This window comes from Halobacillus locisalis (assembly GCF_013694105.1).
GTDB classification, from domain to species: domain Bacteria; phylum Bacillota; class Bacilli; order Bacillales; family Halobacillaceae; genus Halobacillus; species Halobacillus locisalis.
Map to the genome: position 1 here is coordinate 34,602 of NZ_JACEFG010000003.1, position 23,474 is coordinate 58,075.

Sequence of the window (23,474 nt, forward strand, 5' to 3'; positions counted from 1 at the left end):
GGACTCTTTATTCGTAAAGGGTCCGTTTTCTGTTATTTACGTTTCAATCTCATAAAAATTTAAATTTTTTTGTGTGAAAGTCTATCGCAACAGGCTCTTGATTGAAATCGGTACCAAAATTTTTAATTTGTCAGAAAATTAAAATTGTAGCTTGCGCTGTTCAAAATCTATGCTTATAGTAAAGATATACTTTATTCGTTCAATGAAAGAAGTAACTCTGAGCGAGTCATTCAGGAGTGGTCGAAGTGAAGGTGCTGAGAAATGGAAGTAAGGAACTCATCAAGGAAATCAACCGTTTTAAGGTATTGAATATCATTCGCCAGCAGTATCCGATCAGCAGAAGTGAAATCACAAAGCACTATAAACTGGGCACCTCAACGCTTTCCTATATTATCGAAGATTTGAAGGAGCTTGGATGGATCAACGAAGTAGGAGAGCAGTCTTCTACAGGTGGGAGAAGGGCGAAGTTGCTGGAGTTTAATCAGGACTTTGGTTTTTCAGTCGGTATAAAAATCGAAGAACGGCAAATTTTGATAGCGCTTACAAGTATGGAAGCGAATCTTCTATCAAGAGCTAGCATCCCTATAGAGAAGGGCGTCACCCCAGAGCATGTTGTGAAGGTGATCGAGGAGGAAATTATGAAGCTTGCCAAAGCTCAAAGGAAGAATCTATCGGACCTTCTTGGAATTGGAGTGCTTTCTTCAGGTCTCGTGAATCGTCATAATGGAACGATTATCAGGTCGTCTATGCTTGGCTGGAGGGATGTTCCGATTACAGAGATGTTAAAGATACAATTTCCAGACACCCAAATCTTCGTCGACAACAACATCAACGGCTACACGTTAGCTGAGCTCACGAAAGGAGAAGGAAAGGAAAATAATAATTTTCTCGTCGTTTCCGTTGGAGCAGGTATTGGTCTTTCCGTCGTTATCGATCGGAAAATCTATTATGGATCAATCGGTGGAGCAGGGGAGTATGGTCATACGACGCTCGTCATTGATGGCTATCCTTGCCACTGTGGACAGCGGGGGTGTCTAGAAATGTACGCATCTGAATTTTATTTTGAGAACCGTGGTCAAGAACTGATCAATCAATATCCTGATACGGCAATCGAAAATTTCAGCTTCACTGAAGTGGCCACTAGAGCAAGAGAAGGGGACAAATTGGCCCAGACATTATTCGAGGGGCTAAGTAAATATTTAGGCCATGGAATCCGGAATCTCATTAACACCTTTAATCCGGACAAAATCGTAATGGCTGGAGAAGGAATGGAGTACAGTGATTTATTCATGGAGAAAGTCCAGAACATGTCTCACAACAACTTCTTCTCTAAGGTAGACATTGCGACAGACCTTGTCGAGTCTACGCTAAAAGACGAAGCATGGTTAGAAGGTGCTTCTCTGTTAGCCATCAACCATATTTTCCAAGAGCCGATCTATGAGAAAGCAAAAGCGAAATCTTAAGAGGAGGTGGGAAAAACCATGGTAGGGATGACGAAGAAAAAAACACTGTTTTGGCTTTGTATCTTTTTGCTACCCAACCTGCTTGGTTTCCTGATCTTTATCGGTGCTCCTATTCTGGCCTCGCTGGTGATCAGCTTTACGAACTGGGATTTGGTCAGCTCCTTACAATTCACAGGTATCGATAATTACATTCGTTTAGTGCAAGATCCAGAATTCTGGCGAGCATTCCGTAACACGTTCTTATTCATCTTCGGCTATCTTCCGTTAGTCATGATCTTCGGATTAGCTGCCGCTTTACTGCTCAATAAACCGATGAAGTTACGAGCTTTCTTCCGAGCTACATATTTCCTGCCGGTCATCACGAGTTGGGTCGCTGTCTCCCTCGTTTGGAAGTGGCTGTACAACCCGAACTATGGTCTTATCAACTACTTATTATCTCTGATTGGCATCACTGGTCCCCAGTGGCTGAACGATCCGAGTACCGCTATGATTGGGATCATATTGGCAAGTGCTTGGAAGGACACAGGCTTTGTCATGGTCCTTTTCCTTGGAGGTTTACAGACGATATCGCCGTCCTATTATGAAGCAGCCTCTATCGACGGGGCATCAAAACTCAGACAGCTCTTAAGCATTACCATCCCTTTACTTGCACCTACGACCTTCTTCGTGACCATCATATCGTTGATCAACTCTTTCCAAGTCTTTGACCAAGTCATGATTATGACCGAAGGCGGACCTGGGGGATCGACGACTGTCATGGTCCAAAACATCTACAATTACGCTTTCCGTTACTTTGAAATGGGCTATGCTGCCGCGATGAGCTGGGCATTGTTTATCGTCATCTTCATATTCACCTATATTCAGATGAAGTTTCAAGATAAGGGGGCGGTATAAGTGGCCAATGGAGAAAACGGCATAAACAAGTTCTTCCGTTCCTTTGGATTTTATGTGCTGTTGATTGTCGGAGCATTCATTATGATTGTCCCGTTTCTATGGATGATTTCGACTTCATTGAAAAATAGTGGTGCTACAATGGTTTTTCCACCAGAGTTCATCCCCAGTGAGCCGACAACAGAGAATTACCAAGAAGTAACCGGTCAATTCCCGATGATGCGCTTCTTATGGAATTCGTTACTCGTAGCCGTTCTATCGACCATCGGGCAAATCATTTTCAGTGCGATGGCTGGCTATGCCTTTGCTCGCATGCAGTTCAAAGGAAGAGATAAGATCTTCTTGTTATATTTAGCGACGATGATGGTTCCGACTCAAGTTACGATGATTCCGCAGTTCATCCTCATGAAGGAATTTGGTTGGCTGGATACGTATCAGGCGATGATTGTCCCTACGATGTTCGCTGTTTTCGGAACGTTCCTTATGCGCCAAGCGATGCTTTCCATTCCAAGGGAGCTTGAGGAAGCAGCCTTTATGGATGGCGCCAGTCACTTTCGCGTATTTTTGAATGTTTGCATGCCATTAATCAAACCGATGATTGCGACATTAGGCATTTTCACATTTATGCAATCTTGGAACAACTTCCTCTGGCCGCTTATTGTCGTCAGTTCAAGAGATTTGGCTACATTGCCTCTTGGTTTGTCCTTGCTCCAAGGTAGGTGGGGGACGGACTGGGGCTTGATGATGTCAGGCGTGGTCATTAGTATTGTTCCGATTCTAGCTGTCTATCTTTTCGCTCAGAAGTATTTCATTCAAGGGATGACGATGAGCGGAATGAAAGAATAAATCCATATATATAAAGGAGAGGTCACCATGTTGAAAAAAGTTGCTGTTTTTATCGTATTCAGTTTATTAGCCATGGTCAGTCTTGTTGGATGTTCTACTGAGGGAAGCACAGAAGGGTCAGAAGATGGTCAGACAGAAATCACGTACTTCAGCTTTTCGGCAACCCCTGATTATGAAGAAGAGTTGAACCAAATCATTGAAGCGTTTGAGGAAGAAAACCCAGATATTACGGTGAACTCTGAGCTCGCAGCTTATGATGATTACTTTACAAAATTACAAACACAGATAGCTGGCGACAATGCACCAGACGTATTTGAATTGAATTATGAAAACTTCGTGCAGTATGCATCCAAAGGGACGCTCGCTGATTTGTCGAGTTTCATAGACGAAGATGATAGCTTTAATCCAGATCAGTTGAACGAGGAAGCTTTCAAGGCGTACCAATATGACGGTAAGCAATACGGCATGGTCGAGAGCTTTTCCAATGTACTTACATTCTATAATAAAGATTTGTTTGATGAAGCAGGTGTAGACTATCCGACCTCAGACTGGACGTGGGAAGATGAGCGTGCTGCAGCTGAGAAACTGACAGATCAGGGAAACAATGTGTGGGGAACCTATGCACCAGTGACGATGAACGAGTTCTATAAAGTTGCAGCCCAAAACGGTGGTCAAGTGTTTGATGATGAAGGAAATCCGACAATCAACACACCAGAAAACTTAGAAGCTCTGCAATACATGGTAGAGAATGTAACGGAATATGGTGTGTCCCCGTCCCCATCTGATATGTCCGGTCAAGCGTCTGAAGATCTCTTCAAAAACGGACAATTGGCGATTTTGCATACAGGGATTTGGATGTTTGGACAATTTGAAGATGTTCCATTTGAGTGGGACGTAGAGGTGGAAGCTGGTAATACGCAAAAAGCTCACCATTTCTTCGCGAATGGTTTGGCGGTATCTGCGGATTCAGAGAAACAAGAAGCAGCTTATAAGTTTGCGGCCTTTATGAGTGCCAGTGATCAAGCGGCTGAAACTCGTGTCGAGGCATCTTGGGAACTACCGGCAATCACGAACGACGACATTCTTAGTCCTTATCTTGAACAGACGCCTCCAGAAAATCGTCAAGCGGTATTCGAAGCGCTTGATAGCCTGGTCCTTCCACCAGTTGTAGAGAATTGGAGCCGAATCAGTGATGTGACCAATCAAGAATTTGAAAAAGCACTGAATGGAGATCAGACGCCAGAAGAAGTGTTGAACACGCTTGAATCGGAATACGAAAACATCATGAATCAATAATGGAAACGAGGATATATGTGGATCTTACGCATATATCCTTTCCTTTGAAAGGAAGTGTCACAGATGTCATCCAACCACTATGTCAACCTTCTCCGCGCCCACCTTGCTCAGCTGAAAGGCGACTATACAGCATCTGAAGAGTTATTGAGAAACGCAAAGCCAGACCTGGCCAAGGATGATTTTCATATTATCGCAACCTGGACATGGGTTTGGCAAAACCATAGCACCGTAACGAACGGTGATGGGGAAGACTTTGCTCCATTCATTACCTATATAGAAGAAAACTGGTCAAAACCTCAGGGAAGTATTTGGGATAATGGACGTGAAGATGTTTATTTGTCGAATCTCGCCATGGCCTACGCAGCGCTAATGGCATACAAAAATGTCAAGAAAGAACATAGTTATGTTCAGCAGACCATCACGCGGATTCGTGATTTTGTATTCGAACAGCTTTTGTCTGGAGGAACCGTTCTGAATGGGCAAAAGGAGCGGACGCTTGCTGCTGATCAGTGGCTCGCTGTCATGCCGTATGGCTTATTTTCCCCTGAAGACTTAGTCATTGTGGAAGCCTCTAGAAAAATGACTAATCAATTAGATACGGGAGACGGTCTACTTGCCTACATCGGATCCCCGGGGAAGTCGTCAGTGGCATCTGCGCTCGCAGCCTTATATTACCAAGAGAAATCAGAGTTTGAAACAGCCCATCTTCACGCCGAGCAGGCGGCAGGGCGTCATTCAGAACTTGCCGAGACTTTGCTTGATCTCTATCATTTTTATTCATCTGAAGCGAAACGGGAGACGAACCAGATCGTTCATCAGCCCTTAGGCAATGAAAATGTTTACGAGCCACAGCAGACCGAGCGTAAACCGCATCATCCTATGACCGACGAATATGTAACTCTTCCTTGTCGCGTCGTGACAGGGAAACAAATTGATCAAGTGACTGTGATTGTACAGAATGAGGCGAAGTCATGGCAGAAAGAATATGAACTTACGTTGAAAGAAGACATTTATGAGGCAATCGTCCAACCCTTCAATGAACATGGAACTTTTTCGTATCTGTTTAAGGCGCACTTGAAGGGTGGGGGAGAGATTCGCTCTGATATATATGAGGTGTCGACTCGATTAAGGAAAAGCGTAGAGCAATTCCGTCTCATTCAGTCGGATGAAAACGAGCTTATGGTAAAGGTGGATGATCAGCCCTACGGCATACAGTTTGTTTTTGATGAACAAGGCTTGAAGCTAAATCTAAAGCAGCATATCGAAGGAACTGCAGCGGCTACTCAACAAGAAGTGGTAACAATGCAACATGATGAATACTCGGTTCATATTTCGTTATCGAAACCAAGGATCTCGCTCTATAAAAAGGAAGAGTTGATCCTTTCCACACACCCTCTGTTTTCACCACTGGAATGGAAAGAAAATGTGAAAGGGGAGATGGAAGAGTTTACGATTCACTGGTACTCTCCTTCTTCAGAACAATTCTACGGTTTTGGGGAGCGGTACAATGCCACAAAACAGCGTGGAGAATTGATTGATTGCTATGTGTATAACCAGTACCGCGACCAGGGCACACGAACATATATCCCAATTCCTTTTTATATGACAAACCAAGGATATGGCTGTTTCATAGATACACAAACATACACTTCGTTCGATCTTGCCAGGGACGTGAAAGACAAATGCTCGTGGACGATTGAACAAGTACCCTATCAAAAAGAAACACAAATACACATATATCCAGGTAGCTATCAACAGCAGTTAATAAATTATACGAATGATACAGGCAAACCGACGATGCTGCCAGCTTGGGCACTGGGACCGTGGATGTCGAGCAACAATTGGGACCGTCAGTCGATTGTAGAAAAAGAGGTGGCTGCGACGAAGCGGCATCGCATTCCTGCGACGGTCATCGTCCTTGAGCAGTGGAGTGATGAAGCGACGTACTATATGTTCAATGACGCTGAGTATGAGTTGAAAGACCCTGGGTATGTGCATTCCTATGATGAGATGCAATTTCCGGAATGGGGCAGATGGCCGGATCCGAAGCAGATGGTAGAAGACCTTCATAATGAACATTTGAAGCTGATTTTATGGCAGATCCCGATTCAGAAATACTTGAATAAGCAGCATCACCCACTGAAAGATCAAGATGAAACCTACATGATCGACCAAGGGTATGTCGTGACCAACAAAGACGGTACTCCTTACCGGATTCCAGAGAACTGGTTTACGAACAGTTTAATCATGGACTTCAGTCATGAGGAGGGCCGGACATGGTGGTTCCGGAAACGTCAGTATCTTATCGATCTTGGTGTCGATGGCTTTAAGACGGATGGTGGGGAATTTGTTTTTGGAAAGGAGCTTCAGTTTGCGAACGGGCAGACAGGAAGCGAAATGCGTAACCAGTACCCGAATGACTACATTGAGGCGTATTATGATTTTGCTCAACAAAATGATGGAATCACCTTCAGTCGTGCGGGTTACACAGGAGCGCAAAATTATCCGGCTCACTGGGCGGGTGATGAACGCTCTACATTCGGTGCATTTAAACGCTCGTTGATTGCCGGGTTGAATGCAGGTCTTGCTGGCATTCCGTTTTGGGGTTGGGATTTAGCTGGTTTCAACGGCGATATTCCCACAGCGGAGTTGTTCATGAGGTCGTCTTCTATGGCGGCGTTCTGTCCGATCATGCAGTATCATGCTGAAAGTAAAGCCGAATTCAGCCAGGACCGTACACCTTGGAATATCGCTGAACGAACCGGGGAAGACATGGTCATAGATGTGTATCGTTACTTCGCTAATGTGAGGATGAACCTGTTGCCATATATTTATCAGGAAGCAGAAAAAGCAAGTCGTACAGGACTCCCGATGATGAGGTCCCTTATGATTGATTTTCCAGAAGACGAACGAGTGGACGGGATGTACGATCAATATATGTTCGGGGAAAGCCTGCTTATCGCACCTATCATTGAGGAAGGAGCGGTAACAAGATCTGTGTACTTGCCTGAAGGGATGTGGGTAAACCTTTGGACTGATGAAGTTCTTCAAGGACCGACGATCTTCAAGGTTGAATCACACGTTCATGAAATTCCTGTTTTTGTTAAGATGAATACAACATTATTATTAAATGTTGATAAAACGCAGAAGCTTGGTTCCGATGTTGGGAATCGCGTGGATCAATATGAGGTCCCTTTACTGAAAGTCTATGTGAATGACCCTTTGGAGCATACGGTAACCGATCATCTTGGAAATGAAGTCCGTATTACTATAAAAGAGGAAGAAGGAGAATGGAGCGCAATTGTTTCCACCTCCTTAGATAACTTAGAGGTCGAATGGATTGGACTTGAAAAAAACGTTCGATGGATAAAGGAGTAGAAGTTTATGGTCAAACATGAAACCGAAAAGAAGTCTAGCCAAACGGAATGGTGGAAAAAGAGCGTCGTCTATCAAATTTATCCGAAGAGCTTCAATGATACGAATGGAGATGGAATTGGAGATCTCCCTGGTATCATTGAAAAACTGGATTACTTAAAAACACTTGGCATCGATGTCATATGGTTGTCGCCAGTTTATGATTCTCCGCAAGAAGACAATGGCTATGATATTCGAGATTATAAGAAAATCGATGATTTATTCGGGGATATGAACGATCTGGAGCGTTTACTTGAAGAAGCACATAATCGAGATATGAAGCTTGTGATGGATCTTGTCGTGAACCATACCTCTGATGAGCACAAGTGGTTCGTAGAGTCATCAAAGAGTAAGGACAATCCTTATCGTGACTATTACATCTGGAAAGATGGAAAAGAAAACGGCGAGCCACCGACGAACTGGAATTCGATTTTCAGCGGGTCGACTTGGGAATATGATGAGCGTACAGAGCAGTATTATCTCCATTTATTTGCTACTAAACAGCCGGACCTCAATTGGGAAAACCCGAAGTTGCGTGAGGACATCTACGAGATGATGAAGTTCTGGCTCGATAAAGGGATGGACGGCTTTCGTATGGATGTCATCAACTTCATCTCCAAAGATCCCAGCTACCCGGATGGAGAGCATGGAGATGGCAGCCCGCACTTCATGAACGGTCCGCGAATTCATGAGTTTTTACAGGAAATGAACGAAGAAGTCCTTTCGAAATATGACATTATGACGGTTGGTGAAATGCCCGGTGCGTCGCCGGAAGAAGCGAAAGCCTACACGGATCCTGCCCATGATGAGTTGAATATGATCTTTACGTTCGAGCATATGGATCTTGATTCTGAGAACGGAGACAAGTGGGACGTCAAGCCGCTAGATCTTGTCGACTTGAAGGAAAACTTCGAAAAGTGGCAGACGTCGTTGCACGGTGTCGGCTGGAATAGTCTTTACTGGAATAACCATGACCAACCTCGTATTGTTTCAAGGTTCGGAAATGATGGGGAGTTTCGAGAGAAATCAGCTAAAATGCTCGCTACTTGCCTTCATATGATGCAAGGAACTCCGTATATTTATCAAGGGGAAGAGCTGGGCATGACGAATGTTCATTTTGACAGTTTGGATGAGTACAGAGATATTGAACTGAAGAACATGTATGAAGAGAAGCGGGCGTTAGGATGGTCTCATGAACGGATTATGGAGGCAATTTATATAAAAGGGAGAGACAACGCTCGAACGCCGATGCAGTGGGATCGTTCTGAGAATGCAGGGTTCACGGAGGGCGACCCGTGGATCAAGGTCAATCCTGGATATACTCATATTAATGCTGAACAAGCGTTAGGTCAGGAGGACTCGATCTTCTATTATTATCAACAATTGATTCAGCTTCGAAAAGAAAAAGAGGTCATCACCGAGGGATCATTCGAGTTGTTATTGAGAGAGCATCCTCAGTTGTTTGCGTATCAGAGAGTGGGAGATAAAGAGGACCTTGTTGTCTGCTGCAATTTCTCTGATCAAACGGTAGAAGTGCCTGATCAGGACCTTATTCAATCTGTGAAAGGCGGAGAGGTTGTCATCACGAATGTGGACAGTCCGGAGCGGGACCGTTTATCTCCATACGAGAGTGTCGTGTATTCGATTGAAAAGTAAAGAGTAGAAGAGGGGAAGCAGTCAATAAGCTGCTCCCCCTCTTTTATGTGGATGGGAGTTCCAAATTATTTCTTATGATCCTACCTCAGGATGTGCAATCAACTTCCCAAGTTTCGTTATGCTATCTTCAATAACGCTCGTATTGGATGACGTGGCCGTGCGCCATTTCGTTGTGCAGTAGTCGAAAAAGCTTCGGTGGGGATCATCGTTGACGACATATCAATCCTTTCTGACGCCTTTATTCCACGTTTTTCCCACCATATTCAAAGCCAGCATTACTCATGCCGAGCTTTTCTTTCATTTCATCTAGCGTGCTGCAGAAAATTGTATGTAGAACATTAGTAAAGCTCCCCTTTCGAAGGGGAGCTTTTTTTGTTTATGGCTCAGAATAAGTGTCGTGACCTAAGCAGATTTCACACAATTTCTCCCATTTCTTTTCGCGCTATATAACGATTGATCAGCTTGTTTGATCATCTCATCAATGCTCGTTACTTTGTTTGGATACGTGCTTGCACCGATGGAGACGGTGATTGAAATGGTCTCTCCATTGCTAATAGTGAAGGAATGATTCTGAACAGCTGACCGGATACGTTCAGCTATTTCCAATGCTCTTTCTTTCGAACAATCTTGTAAAATCACTGAAAACTCTTCTCCGCCGTTTCTTGATACGACATCAAAGGACCTGGCATTCTCTTTTAATACCTCACCGAGCTGTTGAAGGACAAGGTCACCAGAGGAGTGGCCGTAGGTATCGTTGACTTGTTTAAAGTAATCGATATCAATCATGAGCAGAGAGAGCCTCAAGTCATCTTTTTGGGCCTGATTGAATAAGGTGTTGCCGGCTTTATCGAATTCTCTTACATTATTCAACCCTGTCAGATAATCAACAGTCGATTGTTCTTCATACTTTTTAAACAACTCATGCGAATTTCTCAAGTAATTGACGACAAATACGGAGAGTAAACCACCGACAAACGAGATGGCCCAGTAAATAGGGATCAGTGATTTCAATAGATTCCAGTTTTGTACGAGCACGGCGATGACAATCAAGAATACAAGGTTGGAGTGAACGAGCATGATCATCGCTTCTTTGAACAGATGACCTTCTTTACGGTGTTGTCTCCGAATGAAGTAAAAGCCTACAAGAAGGCAGATCATCAGTAGCAATGCTCCAATAGAGGAAGCGTTGATTCCATAAATGAACCTTCCAGCTATAATCAGAAGCCCTGATAGGATGGCAGGTTTGAACCCGATGAATAAGAAGAGGATGATAACGGGAATATGCCGCAGGTCGACAATCGTTTGATCGGTAACCTGAATAGAAAAATACATCAGGATATTCCCTAGTATTCCACCGGCAAGTCCATCGATGATCGTCATAACTTTTCTAGAGTAAGTACCTTCAAGCTTATTCCACCTTAATTGAAGGTAAGCGAACAAAAGTGTAATAACAATACAAATATTTACGAAGAATTCAACTAAAATTCCCATGTCTAGCCCTCCTAATGGGGGTGTAGGTATATCGTTTGATAGAATCTTACCCTATTCCTTCCATTTATTCAATATAAAATGAAACATGAGGACACATTCAGACAATAACGATCTATCGATAAGTTTGTAGCTTTGCAGTCACTAGAGATAACAGAAGATTTCATGTAGAATATGGTTTAGATCAAGACGAAATACAGGAGATGTGTCCTGAGGAAATATTCTCAATTATCGATGGAATGATTGTAGGATAACGTGATATAGATTAAAATTTACACTGGAATGAATAATCATTCCGGGCTGAAGGAGAGAGTAAATCATCCATGGCAGCTATGACAGAGAAACGAGATAATATCCTTGATAGTGCGCTCACGCTTTTTGCGGAGCGGGGATTTGATGCAACGACGATCCCGATGATCGCCAAGGATGCAAACGTCGGGGCGGGAACCATCTATCGTTATTTTGAAAATAAAGAAGTCTTGGTGAATACATTATTTCAGTACTATGTTCAAGTGTTTACCGAGTTGCTGAAAAAGGATTTTCCCGAACATCATTCCATTCGTGAGCAATTTCATCATTTGTTTCAGCGGATGATCCGTTTTACAGATGAACAAGAGCACGCTTTGTATTTTATCAAAACGCATAACGCAGCGTATTTCCTGGACGACGCCAGCCGAGAAGCCTTTACGGATCTTTGGACGATTCTAAGAGACTTCCTTGATGAAGGGAAAGCTGAAAACGAGATTCGCGACTTGCCGACTCTCGCTTTGATCGCCATTATCTTCGGGGGATTTCTAGAGCTTCATCAACTGATACGCGCAGGGGAATTAGAGAGAACGGAGGCATTGATGCAAGGGGTCGAAAACACTTGCTGGGATGCTGTACGCCATCACCCGTGATGGCTTTCTTTAAATCATAAACGGAATGAACGTTCATTCCGCATACTTTGAATGAGGTGACAAACTATGAATCAAACCAATCATCTGCCAAGACCGAAAGTTTATGGACCGCTTGGGAACCTGCCAGTTCTGAATAAGGATAAACCGATTCAGTCGTTTATGGATATGGCGAGAGATTTAGGGCCGATCTTTGAGTTTCAATTCCCGGGAAGAGTCAGCACTTTCGTCTCAAGCGCAGAATTCGCAGCTGAGATTTGTGATGAAACCCGTTTTGATAAGAAAGTAGGGCCAGCTCTGCAAAAGGTTCGTTCGTTTGGTGGTGATGGGCTGTTTACGAGTAGTACAGAGGAGCCGAATTGGAAGAAGGCGCATAATATCCTTCTCCCGAGCTTCAGTCAGCAGGCGATGAAAGGCTACCATAACAAAATGCTCGACCTTGCCGAACAGCTCGTCCAGAAATGGATGCGCTTGAACCCAGATGAAGAAGTCCAAGTCCCTGATGATATGACGCGCCTGACGCTTGATACGATCGGGTTATGTGGATTCGATTTCAGGTTCAATAGTTTTTATAAAGAGAATATGCATCCGTTTGTTGAGAAGATGGTCAATGCGCTCGATGAGTCAATGAACCAGACTCAGCGTCTTGGGATTCAAGATAAATTGATGATTAAATCGAAGCGACAGTACAACGAGGATATAGAGTACATGTTCACGCTTGTCGATAATCTGATTGCAGAACGCAGGAAAGCTGGCGATCAGGGCGAAGACGACTTGCTTGCCCATATGTTGAAAGGAAAAGATCCGGAGACAGGAGAGGCACTTGATGATGAAAATATTCGCTTCCAGATCATCACTTTCTTGATTGCCGGTCACGAGACAACGAGTGGACTGCTTTCGTTTGCCTTGTATTACCTGATGAAAAATCCGGATAAATTGCAGAAAGCCTACGAAGAAGTGGATTCCATCCTTGGCGATACGGCGCCTTCTTATAAACAAGTGAAGCAGTTGAAGTATGTCCGCATGATTCTGAATGAATCACTGCGCTTATGGCCGACGGCTCCGGCTTTTTCAGTGTATGCCAAAGAAGATACGACACTCGGTGACAAGTATCCGGTTGAAGAAGGCGATTCATTTACGCTGTTGATTCCAGAGCTTCACCGGGACACATCGGTATGGGGAGAAGATGTCGAAACCTTCAAGCCTGAGCGATTCGAGGATCCATCGCAGATTCCGCACCATGCGTATAAACCGTTCGGAAACGGACAGCGCGCATGTATCGGCCAGCAGTTTGCCCTTCATGAGGCAACGCTCGTCCTTGGTATGGTTCTTCAACATTTTGAACTCATCGACCACACGGATTACCAGCTAGATGTGAAAGAAACGCTAACGCTCAAGCCGGATGACCTGAGGATGAAAGTCCGCCCACGGAGAGAGGGGACAGTCATGCAACAGCCGGTTGAGGAGTCATCGTACGAAAAAGTCGAAGACGTTGCGCCGATCTCAGCTTCTTCTCACGGCACGCCGATGCATGTGTTGTACGGATCTAACTTGGGCACAGCGGAGGGCGTTGCACGTGAGCTCGCAGAAAAAGGAGCGGCGCTTGGGTTTGACGCGAAAGCAGCCGCGATGGATGAGTACACAGGTGATCTCCCGTCAGAGGGAGCAATCGTATTCGTTTCGGCTTCCTATAATGGTCATCCGCCGGACAATGCGGCTACATTCATGGAATGGATTTCAACTGTTGAAGATAAGGAGCTTGCAGGCGTAAATTACACGGTGTTCGGATGTGGCGATCGCAACTGGGCAACAACGTATCAACGCATCCCGACGACCATCGATGAAACGCTTCAAGCTAAAGGGGCGACGAAGATTGCTGAGCGTGGCGAAGGCGATGCCAGTGAAGATTTTGACGGAGACTTTGAAAAATGGCAGACCGCTCTATGGGAAGGATTAGCGTCCCGTTTCGATTTGAATGTCGAAGAGACGGATACCGCCTCCAGTACGATTGCTGTCGACTTCGTGAGCGGGGAAAGCTATACACCGACAGCGCAAATGTACGGAGCGTTTACAGCAGAAGTGATTGATAACAGAGAGCTTCAAAAATCAGGCGACCGCAGTACGCGTCATATTGAAATGAAACTCCCGGAAGGCGTCTCATTTAACGAAGGCGACCACTTAGGAGTGCTTCCGAAAAATAGTCAGGAATTGGTGTCACGTGTCATGGTTCGCTTCGGTTTGAAGCAGGAGAGGTTCGTTATGCTCGGCGAAGGAACAGGAAAAGCGAAACACCTCCCGACCGATCATCCGGTCCAGCTGGGCGAATTGTTTTCATCTTATGTGGAACTACAAGAGCCAGCGACTCGTGCACAAATCAGAGCACTTGCGGCAAGTAACCCTTGTCCTCCTCACAAAGTAGAGCTTGAGCAGCTGCTTGAAGATGAGGTGTACAAAAAAGAGGTACTGGAGAAGCGTATGACCATGCTTGAATTGCTTGAAGAATACACTTCTTGCTTGATGGAATTTGAACAGTTTCTTGCACTGCTTCCCGCTCTTCGCGTCAGGTACTATTCGATTTCAAGTTCACCGACAGTCGACAAAGAGCGTACAACCATTACGGTAAGCGTCGTACGTGGCGAAGCGTGGAACGGTAATGGAGAATACAAAGGCGTCAGCTCGAACTATTTGGCTTCCGTGGAACCAAGTGATCATATTGCTTGCTTCATCCGCACGCCGGAAACAGCCTTTCAGCTTCCGGAAAAGCCAGAGACACCGATCATCATGGTCGGACCAGGAACCGGAATCGCTCCATTCCGTGGGTTCATCCAGTCAAGACGCGTGCAGCAGGACGCTGGAGAAACGCTTGGTGAAGCGCATTTGTATTTCGGATCGCGTCATCCCGAACAGGACTTTTTATATGAAGAAGAACTGAAGGAAGCTGATCGACAGGGGCTCGTTACCTTGCACACCGCCTTCTCAAGGCAGCCGGATAAGCCGAAGACGTACGTGCAGCATGTGATGGAAGAAAATATCGATCATTTGCTTTATCTACTTGAGAATGGGGCGCATTTGTACATTTGCGGTGACGGAAGCAAGATGGCGCCGGAAGTGACAGAGACATTAGTTCAGCATTATCAGAAGAGACATGAGACGAATAAAGAAGAAGCGGCGGAGTGGCTGTACCAGTTGGAACAGTCGGGACGCTTTGCGAAGGATGTTTGGGCAGGAGCTTAAACAATCAGAAAATGACCATGGATTCTGCATCAGGCAGGAGCCATGGTTTTTTCTCTGTAGAGAGTGTGCGGGTGTCCGAAAAAACCGAGCAAATGTCCGATAACGTACCACACTTGTCCGAATAAAAAGGAAATGTCCGAATAGCCTGAATGAATGTCCGGAATAACGCATCTCTCGTCCGATTCGCTCGAATAGATGTCCGAAATAGCAGTCGTATCTCTCTTGAAATCTCCGCCTTGTGTAGGTTTCCAAAGCATTTTATAATAGAAAGACATCTTATACACGAAGGAGGGAAAATCATGCAATCGTTCACGTTAGGCATCAAAATCGAGACACAACATCTCTTGTTCATGATGTCTATTTTTGGAGTTTCAGCCGTCCTCGGGACAAGTCTGTCCTTTTTTAGCTGAAATTTCATAGATGTGAACTAAAAGCATGATTTCCTGATAATAGCGAAGAAGACGCAGGGGCATGAACTCCTGTGTCTTTTTTATGTATAAGAGAGGACGAAAGTATATGTTTAAAACAAAACGAAATATTTATATGTTGTATGTCTATTTATTCTTTGCCCAGTTATTTTTCGACCGGGCCTTGTGGGTCATCTATCTAGGCGACAAAGGGATGACGTTCGGTGAAATCGGTCTGATCGAGGCGTTTCTCCACTTGGCGATTGTCTTGTTTGAAGTACCGACTGGAATGATTGCGGACTTATATGGAAGAAAAGTGAGTCTGATTTTCGGTAACGTATTCAGTCTGCTATATAGTTTATTTATGCTGATTAGCGGCTCGTTTTCGATGTTTACACTGGCCTTTTTATCGATGGGGTTGATGGTGACGTTCCATTCCGGCGCGGAGCAGGCGTTTGCTTATGACACGTTGAAGAATGAGGGACGTGAGAAAGAGTACACGAAGGTGATCGGAAACATGACGGCGATTGCCTTGCTATCACTCAGCCTTGCCAAGTTCCTCGGGGGCTTTATGGCAGAGGTCAGCTGGGAGTGGGTGTATGGGGCGACGATCTTCACACATGTCCTTGCCCTTGTGCCCTTATTCTTTTTGAAAGAGCCGGAACGTGAAAAAACGGAAGACATCGGGGGCCGCTGGTATAATCAGTGGGTGCACCAGTTCAAGTTGGGCGTGAGCGTGTGGAGAAATAATCCCATCATTCACACCCCTGTCGTCCTATTTGTTTTGGCTGGTGCGGTGATGGTCATCATCGTATTCTATGGCCAGGAATACTTCATTCAATTAGGATACTCTTCTGTTGTGGTCGGAGCTGTGTTTACAGTGGAGGGGCTGCTCGGTGTCGTGATGGCCAAGATTGCGTACAAGGTCGAAGAACGATTTCCGTTTTTCAATATTTTGTACTATGGTCTAGTGCTATTCATTGTGTTCTTCCTACTGTTCATTTTTGCAACAGATTGGGCGATCCTGCTATCATTCCTTTTCCTGGCACAGCTTCTCAGTCTGTTTGAGCCGATCTTCAGCTCGTTTGTACAAAACTTATTGAAAAGCCATGTCAGGTCCACATTCTTTTCGTTGATCGGGTTAATGGAAAGCTTTGTGATCATGATCAGTTTTCCGTTGTTCGGGTTTGCGATTGAACGTACGGGGTTTACGAATGGATTCATCGGGTTATTGTTGGTCTTCTTCACGATGGTAAGTGGGTACTTGGTGATTCAACAGTTTAAAAAGGTTTAATGTTGGGAGCTTCTCACTTTAGTGGGGAGCTTCTTTTCACTCGTTCGTTTTACCCCCGGCTTCGGGTAGTTTATAATGAAGGCAAATCAGAAAAGACAGGGAAGTGCCTATGAGTAAACGAAACAACCATAAAGCAAAGAAGCTTCATCCACCCAAAGGAAAGAAGCAGCATCGTAGTGGCGGGAAGACAATCACCGCCGAAGTCACGTGTACGGGCTTCACCAATGAAGGGAAAGGGATAGCCGAGTGGAAAGGGCAGAAGCTTGAAGTGCCTTATCTTCTCCCTGGTGAAAAAGCAGAAGTTCACGTTTCTCAAAAAGGGAAATTCGTGAATGCCGAGCTGAAACGTGTGATTGATGCCTCTCAAGACCGTGTTGAAGCACCATGTCCGTATTATTACGATTGCGGAGGGTGTCAGCTGCAGCATATGAGCAATCCTGCACAAGCACGTTTCAAGCAACAATACATGGAAAAGCTCATGAAACCTTTTGGGAAGCCGGAACCGATTTACACGATGGATCATCCGTATGATTACCGGAATAAGAACGTGATGACGTACGGGTTGAATCAGAAGCGTCAAGTCATTGGCGGGTTGTATGCACAGAATACACATGAGATTTTCGATATGGAAGAGTGTCTCATCCATGATCCGAAAGCGGATGAGATTGCGAATTCGATTAAAGACTACATGAGAAAATCGAAGATGCAGCCCTACAATGAGGACACGAGACGTGGATTCTTGCGTCATGTGCTGATCAAGGTCGGGAAAGTCAGCGGGGAGATCATGGTCGTCCTTGTGGCGGCGTCACCGGAGTTCAAGGGTAAGAACAATTTTATTAAAGCAATGAGAAAAGCTCACCCTGAGATTACTACGATGCTCTTGAACGTGAATAAACGGGACACAAGCGTCGTGCTCGGTAATCAGGAGAACGTGCTGTTCGGAAAAGGCACCATCACCGATACGCTGTGCGGCTTGGAGTTCGAGATTTCGGCGAAGTCGTTCTATCAGATCAATCCGGTCCAAACGGAAAGACTGTATGCAAAAGCGATTGAAATGGCCGAGCTGACAGGGAAAGAAACCGTCATTGATGCTTATTGCGGCATCGGGACGATCGGACTCGTGGCGAGCAAACAAGCCGGTAAGGTGATCGGTGTCGAGGTCAATAAAGACGCCGTGAAAGATGCGGTTCGGAACTCGAAGCGAAATGGTGTGAAGAACGCTCGCTTTTACCAAGGGGACGCAGGAGAATTCATGGTCGATATGGCCGCGCGCAAGGAAAAAGCGGATGTCGTCATCATGGATCCCCCAAGGAGCGGAAGTGATGAAGCCTTCTTATCCAGTGTTGTGAAGCTGAAGCCTGAGCGGGTTGTGTATGTATCATGTAATCCGGAAACACAGGCGAGGGACTTGAAGTATTTGACGAAGAACGGATATAAAGTGGAAGGCATTCAGCCGGTCGATATGTTCCCGCAGACGTATCATGTGGAATCGGTTGTGAAGCTGGTACGGAAATAAAAAAGCAAGCAGGCCACTAGTTTAGTGGCCTGCTTGCTTTTTTGCAAGGGGAAGAATCTTTCCCTGATTTTGATATTTTGCTAAACGAGCACTTCCGTTTTCTCACGAGAGTTGCTGAGAAGGTCATAAGTTAATAGTGCAGGTCGACCAGTACGAGGATCTCTTGCCAATTGTGCATCGATTTGAAACACCTCTTTCAGCACATCCTCTGTCATGACACGTTCCACGTCTCCCTCTTTTACAACCTGACCGTCTTTGATTGCCACCATAAAATCTGCAAAACGTGCGGCATGATTCAAGTCGTGAAGAACCATGGCGATGGTACGGTTTTCCTCTCGGTTTAAACGATCCAATAATTGTAGGACTTCCAGTTGGTGGGCCAAATCTAAATAAGTAGTCGGCTCATCCAATAGAAGTAATTCTGTCTCTTGAGCCAGCGCCATCGCAATCCATACTTTTTGACGTTGCCCCCCTGATAACGCATCGATGGATCGGTCGGCAAACTCTTGCACGGCTGTCACTTCTAGAGCCCACTCTACAATATCGCGGTCTTCTTCTGTCAGACGGCCGAACCCTCTCTGGTGAGGGAAGCGACCATAGGATACGAGCTCATATACCGTGAGTCCAGTTGGAGCGTCTGGTGTTTGGGGGAGGACAGCCATTTTCTTTGCAATTTCTTTCGTGGAGGCTTTATGAATGGCTTTTCCGTCTAAATACACAGAGCCTTTTTTAGGTTGAATGAGACGCGACATGGTTTGAAGAACCGTCGATTTTCCGCATCCATTTGGTCCAATGATGGTCGTTACTTTTCCCTTTGGTAAATGGAGATTCAGATCATCTACTACCGTCACATCTCCGTAGCCAATTTTAAGTTCCTTCGTTGATATGGATGACATACAAATTCCTCCTCTAGTTTGTTCTCATCAATAGATAGATGAAGTAAGGTGCTCCAAGGGCTGATACGACAATGCCAACAGGAATCTCGGAGGGAGCTAGTAGGTTTCGACCGATCATATCAGCAATTAATAGAAGCAGTGAGCCGATAAGAGCGGAGGCTGGAATTAACATTTCATGCTTCGGGCCGACCAGACGACGGGCCAGGTGGGGAGCTACAAGTCCCAAGAAAGCGATACTCCCTGCAACCGCAACGCTTGCTCCGGCCAGACCGACCGCAACGAGGAGTAAGACCCGCCGTTCCCACTCCACTTTTGTTCCAAGCCCAGTTGCCATACGGTCCCCCAGATTCAAGATATTCAAGAACCGGGCTTTATAGATTGCAAAGGGAATCAGCAATACAATCCAAGGTAACGTTGCCAGTACATACTTCCAATTCGTTCCCCATATGCTTCCAGAGAGCCAAATGGTTGCTTGCATGAAGTCACGTGGGTTCATTTTTAACTGGAAAATGATCAGAACGGCACCGAATGCAGCATTTACACCGATTCCGACAAGAATCAGACGAATAGGCGTGACCCCTTTCTTCCAAGCCAATACATAAATAAGAAAGGCAGCCGTTGTTGCGCCGATCATCGCCATGAAAGGTAAAATGAAAATCGATAAGGTACCCAATGACGAGTTTAATCCTTGTGAAAAATAGATGTATAGAACGACGGCGAATCCAGCCCCTGCGTTTATGCCGAGAATACCTGGATCTGCTAAACCGTTCTGAGATACTCCTTGTAGAATAGCCCCAGAAACAGCTAGACCTGCTCCTACTAATATAGCAATCACAAGTCTCGGTAGTCTAAAATCGAACAAGACCAGTTCCTGACGATCCGTTCCAACCCCGAGCATAGTTCGAACCACATCAAGAGGGCCGATCTTAATCACTCCAGTGTGCAAACTAACTAATAAACTGATGATGATGAGTAAAGCTAACAATCCTATAGTCAATAAAGATTTTCTATTTCTTTTTTGAATCCAATCCATTAAAGTCCTCTCCCTTCACGTCGTGCTAAGTAGAGGAAAAAAGGCACTCCGACCATGGCTGTGATGGCCCCGATGGGTGTTTCATAAGGTGGGTTCACCATACGCGCACCGATGTCTGCTAGTACGAGTAGTAATCCACCTAATATAGCGGAACAAGGAAGGATCCATTTGTAATCTAGTCCAACTAAGAAGCGGGTGATGTGGGGGATGACCAACCCGACAAATCCGACACTCCCTGCTACAGATACGGCTGCACCTGTCATGAGTAAAACGACAATTGTACCAAGGATTTTCACCATGGTCGTTCGTTGTCCAAGCCCTTTCGCAACACGTTCTCCAAGGCTTAATACTGTAACAGAACGTGCGATGATCAAGGCGATGATTCCACCAATCAACAAGACGGGTAAGATGAATTGGACATGAATCCACTGCGTGCCAGCAACGCCTCCTGCATACCAGAAGCTCATATCTTGAGCGACCTCAAAGTGAATGGCAATCCCTGAGGAAAAAGCGCTCATTAATGCACCTACAGCCGTACCGGCAAGGGCCAGTTTAACGGGGGATAATCCACCTTTTGAGAAAGAGCCGATCAAGAACACAATTCCAGCTCCAATCCCAGCCCCGATAAAAGAAAAGATCATAAGTCCGAGGTGCGATGTGCCAGGGAAGAACGCGAAAGCGATGGCAATCATCAAAGCTGACCCATCTGTCACTCCCATAATAGAAGGGGAGGCAAGCGGGTTACGTGTCATTCCTTGCATAATTGCTCCCGATACTGCTAGAAAGACCCCGATGATGGCTGCAATTAATGCCCTGGGCATACGCAATTCTTGGATGATCTGATGAGAGGTAAGGTCAGGGTTATAATCGAAGATACCATCCCAAACGGTCTTCAAATTAATATCTGCAGCCCCGAGAGTTACAGAGACTCCTATACTTAAGATCATCATCGCTGTTCCGACGATAAGAATGAGGGATGCCATCAAGGGGCGGCTTTTATATTCTTTTCGATTTGAGTGTCGTCTCGGAACTTTCGATATGCGTTCCTTTGGAATTGCCATGTTTCTCTCCACCTTTGTTTCCTAAACATTGATGTAAACGCTATTTGTTTTTTTCATGAATGACCTTTATAATTGATAATGATTATCAAAATCATTTTAAAAGATCAATTTGGAGGTTCCTTATGATAACAGAAGAACGAAAGCAGCTTTACGAATTGTTAGCTAAGCAAGCTTTCATACATATTGAGTCCGATTTTGATGCCAAAATCGATTTTAGAATCTCTGATGTGATTGAAAGCGAAACGAAAGCTAAGGAATTCATTGATATACAGAAGGGCCATAGAGGAGCTCAAAATACAACTATTGTCGGCACACTGCTGGGGAAACGTTACTCCGTATTAGCTATGGGGATCTATTCACTACTCATTAGAAGAGGAATCATGATTGACACTTCACCTCATTTCATCGGAATCAAGCTTGAAGAGGGAAAGCCTAATCGTTATTTTATAGAAGAAAAAGCTTTAATGGATGTCTCATATTTAAGCGTCGATCAGGTGCATGAATACATTCGGACCTTTTTGAAAGGTCACTTTGAACCTTTTTTCAATGCCGTGGCAACTGCTGCCCGTTGTAAAGCTGAACATCTCCACTCTTTAGTTGCCCATAATCTGTTTCAGCCCAGCTTGTTATTGGAGCGAGAAAAGCTTGCAGATCCTCAAACCATTCAAGACTATTTGGATTTATTTACAACCGACCAGTTGTTTGAGAAGAAAGGTGAGAATCCTTTAGCCTTCACGTTCCAATTGCACAATCCAGAGGACGGTGATCCCTTCTACATCCGAAAGCATTGCTGCCTTTCTTACTTATTACATGACCGTGATTTAGCTCATTGCTGCGGAACGTGCCCACACTTATTCAAGAACTCAAAAAAAGAGAAGGCTAAACCTAACTAAGAAGTTTAGCCTTTTTCCATTACTCGTTTACATACTCCATCGCTTCGTCAATCATTTGTGCACGGCCAATTGCTCCCCATGCCTTATAGATCCAAAAGTCAGTCTTCAAAACGTTCTCATTCTCAACAGCTTCCAGGCCTTTCCATAAGTTACTGTCCTGGATAGATGAATAGTTCTCAGGGCCACCAGAAGAGTCCACTTGTAAGAAAATATGGTCGGCACCAAGTTCTGGTATAACTTCCATGGATAGATCGCCACGTTCTTTAGGGGCTGTTAAGTCAGCAGGTTCGAAACCTAAATCATGATATAACATGGATACCATCGGGTGAGTGGTCTCAGGGTAGATTTGAATGAGTTTTTCACGGATTCGAAGGAAGGCTAATTCATTATCATCCATGTTCGAGATCTTTTCATTTGCTTTGGCTACTTTTTCTTCTAGATTGGCAATCTTTTGTTTTGCAAGGTCTTCTTTATCGAAGATTTTTGCGATTTTCATCAAGTCTTGCTGCCAAAAGTCTGGGTCATTTCTTTCTTCATCAGAAGAGGCACCTAAGACGATAGTCGGTGCTATCTTTTCTAGATCTTCGTAAACCTGAGAAGCTGTGTAATCATCTACTAAAATAAGATCAGGGTTGATCTCCAGTATCTTTTCTAAATTCACTTCAGCTGCTGAACCAACAATTTCAGCTCCTTGAAGCTGATCAGATAAGTAGGGAATGTAGTCGCCGCCATATTGTGCCTGTGCTGTTACCCCAGCTGGTTTAACACCTATCGTTAATAAGTGGTCGAAGTAACTCGGGCGAAGAGCCACTACTTTCTCTACGTTTTCCGGAATTTCCGTTTCCCCTTTTAAGTGTGAAATCATTTTGGCTTCCGTTGTTTGTTCTGTCTCTTCTTGATCGTTTGTGGAACTCTGTGTTTCAGAGCAACCGACCAGTAACAGAATGCTTGTTAGTAGTGCAAACATGGTATATGTACGTAATTTCATCTATTATTCTCCTCACTAAAATGTAATCATTGATAATGATAACCATTTTCAATTAATAAATCAATAATATTTAAGTGATTTCTTATTAGCAGCTTTGATTACTTAACTTAATCCCATCCATTACATTTTTTGCAATCATTAATTCACTCGTTTTATCAAATTTATATTCATTTGTGAACAATATTGGTATTTTTATCAAAAA

The 23,474-nt window shown here is 44.6% G+C and carries 16 protein-coding genes; 11 read left to right on the top strand and 5 right to left on the bottom strand.

The annotated features are described in order from the left end of the window. Positions 1-245 precede the first annotated feature (245 nt). The 6 genes from H0266_RS13190 to H0266_RS13215 all read left to right on the top strand — a co-directional run bounded on the left by H0266_RS13190 (position 246) and on the right by H0266_RS13215 (position 9,566). Positions 246-1,463 (top strand): ROK family protein, encoded by a 1,218-nt coding sequence (locus H0266_RS13190; protein ID WP_181472907.1) that lies wholly within the window; start codon positions 246-248, stop codon positions 1,461-1,463. A gap of 18 nt (positions 1,464-1,481) precedes the next feature. Next, the gene (locus H0266_RS13195; protein WP_181473581.1) at positions 1,482-2,357 is read left to right on the top strand and encodes a carbohydrate ABC transporter permease; all 876 of its coding nucleotides are present in this window, start codon (positions 1,482-1,484) and stop codon (positions 2,355-2,357) included. 21 nt (positions 2,358-2,378) lie between these two features. Continuing rightward, positions 2,379-3,200: a carbohydrate ABC transporter permease gene (locus H0266_RS13200; protein WP_425484319.1), complete on the top strand. Its 822-nt coding sequence runs from the start codon at positions 2,379-2,381 to the stop codon at positions 3,198-3,200. A 30-nt stretch (positions 3,201-3,230) separates the two neighbouring features. Continuing rightward, positions 3,231-4,496 (top strand): ABC transporter substrate-binding protein, encoded by a 1,266-nt coding sequence (locus H0266_RS13205; RefSeq protein WP_425484320.1) that lies wholly within the window; start codon positions 3,231-3,233, stop codon positions 4,494-4,496. Positions 4,497-4,559: 63 nt separating this feature from the next. Next, positions 4,560-7,874 (top strand): glycoside hydrolase family 31 protein, encoded by a 3,315-nt coding sequence (locus H0266_RS13210; protein WP_181472909.1) that lies wholly within the window; start codon positions 4,560-4,562, stop codon positions 7,872-7,874. Between the two features lie 6 nt (positions 7,875-7,880). Beyond that, positions 7,881-9,566, top strand: a complete 1,686-nt coding sequence (locus tag H0266_RS13215) for an alpha-glucosidase (RefSeq protein WP_181472910.1) — start codon at positions 7,881-7,883, stop codon at positions 9,564-9,566. Positions 9,567-9,968: 402 nt separating this feature from the next. On the opposite strand, the gene H0266_RS13220 is transcribed toward H0266_RS13215, so the two are convergent. After that, positions 9,969-11,057, bottom strand: a complete 1,089-nt coding sequence (locus H0266_RS13220) for a GGDEF domain-containing protein (protein WP_181472911.1) — start codon at positions 11,055-11,057, stop codon at positions 9,969-9,971. A 329-nt stretch (positions 11,058-11,386) separates the two neighbouring features. On the opposite strand from H0266_RS13220, the gene H0266_RS13225 reads away from it, so the two are divergent. The 4 genes from H0266_RS13225 to rlmD all read left to right on the top strand — a co-directional run bounded on the left by H0266_RS13225 (position 11,387) and on the right by rlmD (position 18,401). Continuing rightward, positions 11,387-11,953, top strand: a complete 567-nt coding sequence (locus H0266_RS13225) for a TetR/AcrR family transcriptional regulator (protein WP_246363996.1) — start codon at positions 11,387-11,389, stop codon at positions 11,951-11,953. 66 nt (positions 11,954-12,019) lie between these two features. Further along, positions 12,020-15,184 (top strand): bifunctional cytochrome P450/NADPH--P450 reductase, encoded by a 3,165-nt coding sequence (locus H0266_RS13230; protein WP_181472913.1) that lies wholly within the window; start codon positions 12,020-12,022, stop codon positions 15,182-15,184. 516 nt (positions 15,185-15,700) lie between these two features. Beyond that, on the top strand, positions 15,701-16,885 hold the full coding sequence (locus H0266_RS13235; RefSeq protein ID WP_181472914.1) for an MFS transporter: 1,185 nt from the start codon (positions 15,701-15,703) through the stop codon (positions 16,883-16,885). Between the two features lie 109 nt (positions 16,886-16,994). After that, complete coding sequence (gene rlmD / locus H0266_RS13240) at positions 16,995-18,401, top strand: 23S rRNA (uracil(1939)-C(5))-methyltransferase RlmD (protein WP_181472915.1); 1,407 nt, start codon at positions 16,995-16,997, stop codon at positions 18,399-18,401. A gap of 80 nt (positions 18,402-18,481) precedes the next feature. On the opposite strand, the gene H0266_RS13245 is transcribed toward rlmD, so the two are convergent. Genes H0266_RS13245 through H0266_RS13255 form a run of 3 tightly spaced genes read right to left on the bottom strand, consistent with a single transcriptional unit; the run spans position 18,482 to position 21,313 of the window. Then, positions 18,482-19,297, bottom strand: a complete 816-nt coding sequence (locus tag H0266_RS13245) for an ABC transporter ATP-binding protein (protein ID WP_181472916.1) — start codon at positions 19,295-19,297, stop codon at positions 18,482-18,484. A 13-nt stretch (positions 19,298-19,310) separates the two neighbouring features. Further along, complete coding sequence (locus tag H0266_RS13250) at positions 19,311-20,330, bottom strand: FecCD family ABC transporter permease (protein ID WP_181472917.1); 1,020 nt, start codon at positions 20,328-20,330, stop codon at positions 19,311-19,313. Continuing rightward, positions 20,330-21,313, bottom strand: coding sequence for a FecCD family ABC transporter permease (locus H0266_RS13255; protein ID WP_246364100.1), 984 nt, complete (start codon positions 21,311-21,313; stop codon positions 20,330-20,332). Before H0266_RS13255 ends, H0266_RS13250 begins: the two co-directional genes overlap by 1 nt. Before the next feature lie 200 nt (positions 21,314-21,513). Between H0266_RS13255 and H0266_RS13260 the strand changes: the two genes are divergently transcribed. Then, positions 21,514-22,284 (top strand): (2Fe-2S)-binding protein, encoded by a 771-nt coding sequence (locus H0266_RS13260; protein WP_181472919.1) that lies wholly within the window; start codon positions 21,514-21,516, stop codon positions 22,282-22,284. 19 nt (positions 22,285-22,303) lie between these two features. On the opposite strand, the gene H0266_RS13265 is transcribed toward H0266_RS13260, so the two are convergent. Then, positions 22,304-23,272 carry an ABC transporter substrate-binding protein gene (locus H0266_RS13265; protein WP_181472920.1) on the bottom strand — a complete coding sequence of 323 codons (969 nt, stop codon included), beginning with the start codon at positions 23,270-23,272 and terminating at the stop codon, positions 22,304-22,306. Positions 23,273-23,474 lie beyond the last annotated feature (202 nt).

What these genes read in the sequence shown, in the direction of transcription:
- H0266_RS13250 (WP_181472917.1), bottom strand. Translation starts at nt 20,330, where the DNA reads ATGGATTGGATTCAAAAAAGAAATAGAAAATCTTTATTGACTATAGGA.
- H0266_RS13215 (WP_181472910.1), top strand. Translation starts at nt 7,881, where the DNA reads ATGGTCAAACATGAAACCGAAAAGAAGTCTAGCCAAACGGAATGGTGG.
- H0266_RS13210 (WP_181472909.1), top strand. Translation starts at nt 4,560, where the DNA reads ATGTCATCCAACCACTATGTCAACCTTCTCCGCGCCCACCTTGCTCAG.
- H0266_RS13225 (WP_246363996.1), top strand. Translation starts at nt 11,387, where the DNA reads ATGACAGAGAAACGAGATAATATCCTTGATAGTGCGCTCACGCTTTTT.
- H0266_RS13245 (WP_181472916.1), bottom strand. Translation starts at nt 19,297, where the DNA reads ATGTCATCCATATCAACGAAGGAACTTAAAATTGGCTACGGAGATGTG.
- H0266_RS13265 (WP_181472920.1), bottom strand. Translation starts at nt 23,272, where the DNA reads ATGAAATTACGTACATATACCATGTTTGCACTACTAACAAGCATTCTG.
- H0266_RS13255 (WP_246364100.1), bottom strand. Translation starts at nt 21,313, where the DNA reads ATGGCATCCCTCATTCTTATCGTCGGAACAGCGATGATGATCTTAAGT.
- H0266_RS13235 (WP_181472914.1), top strand. Translation starts at nt 15,701, where the DNA reads ATGTTTAAAACAAAACGAAATATTTATATGTTGTATGTCTATTTATTC.
- rlmD (WP_181472915.1), top strand. Translation starts at nt 16,995, where the DNA reads ATGAGTAAACGAAACAACCATAAAGCAAAGAAGCTTCATCCACCCAAA.
- H0266_RS13195 (WP_181473581.1), top strand. Translation starts at nt 1,482, where the DNA reads ATGGTAGGGATGACGAAGAAAAAAACACTGTTTTGGCTTTGTATCTTT.
- H0266_RS13220 (WP_181472911.1), bottom strand. Translation starts at nt 11,057, where the DNA reads ATGGGAATTTTAGTTGAATTCTTCGTAAATATTTGTATTGTTATTACA.
- H0266_RS13260 (WP_181472919.1), top strand. Translation starts at nt 21,514, where the DNA reads ATGATAACAGAAGAACGAAAGCAGCTTTACGAATTGTTAGCTAAGCAA.
- H0266_RS13230 (WP_181472913.1), top strand. Translation starts at nt 12,020, where the DNA reads ATGAATCAAACCAATCATCTGCCAAGACCGAAAGTTTATGGACCGCTT.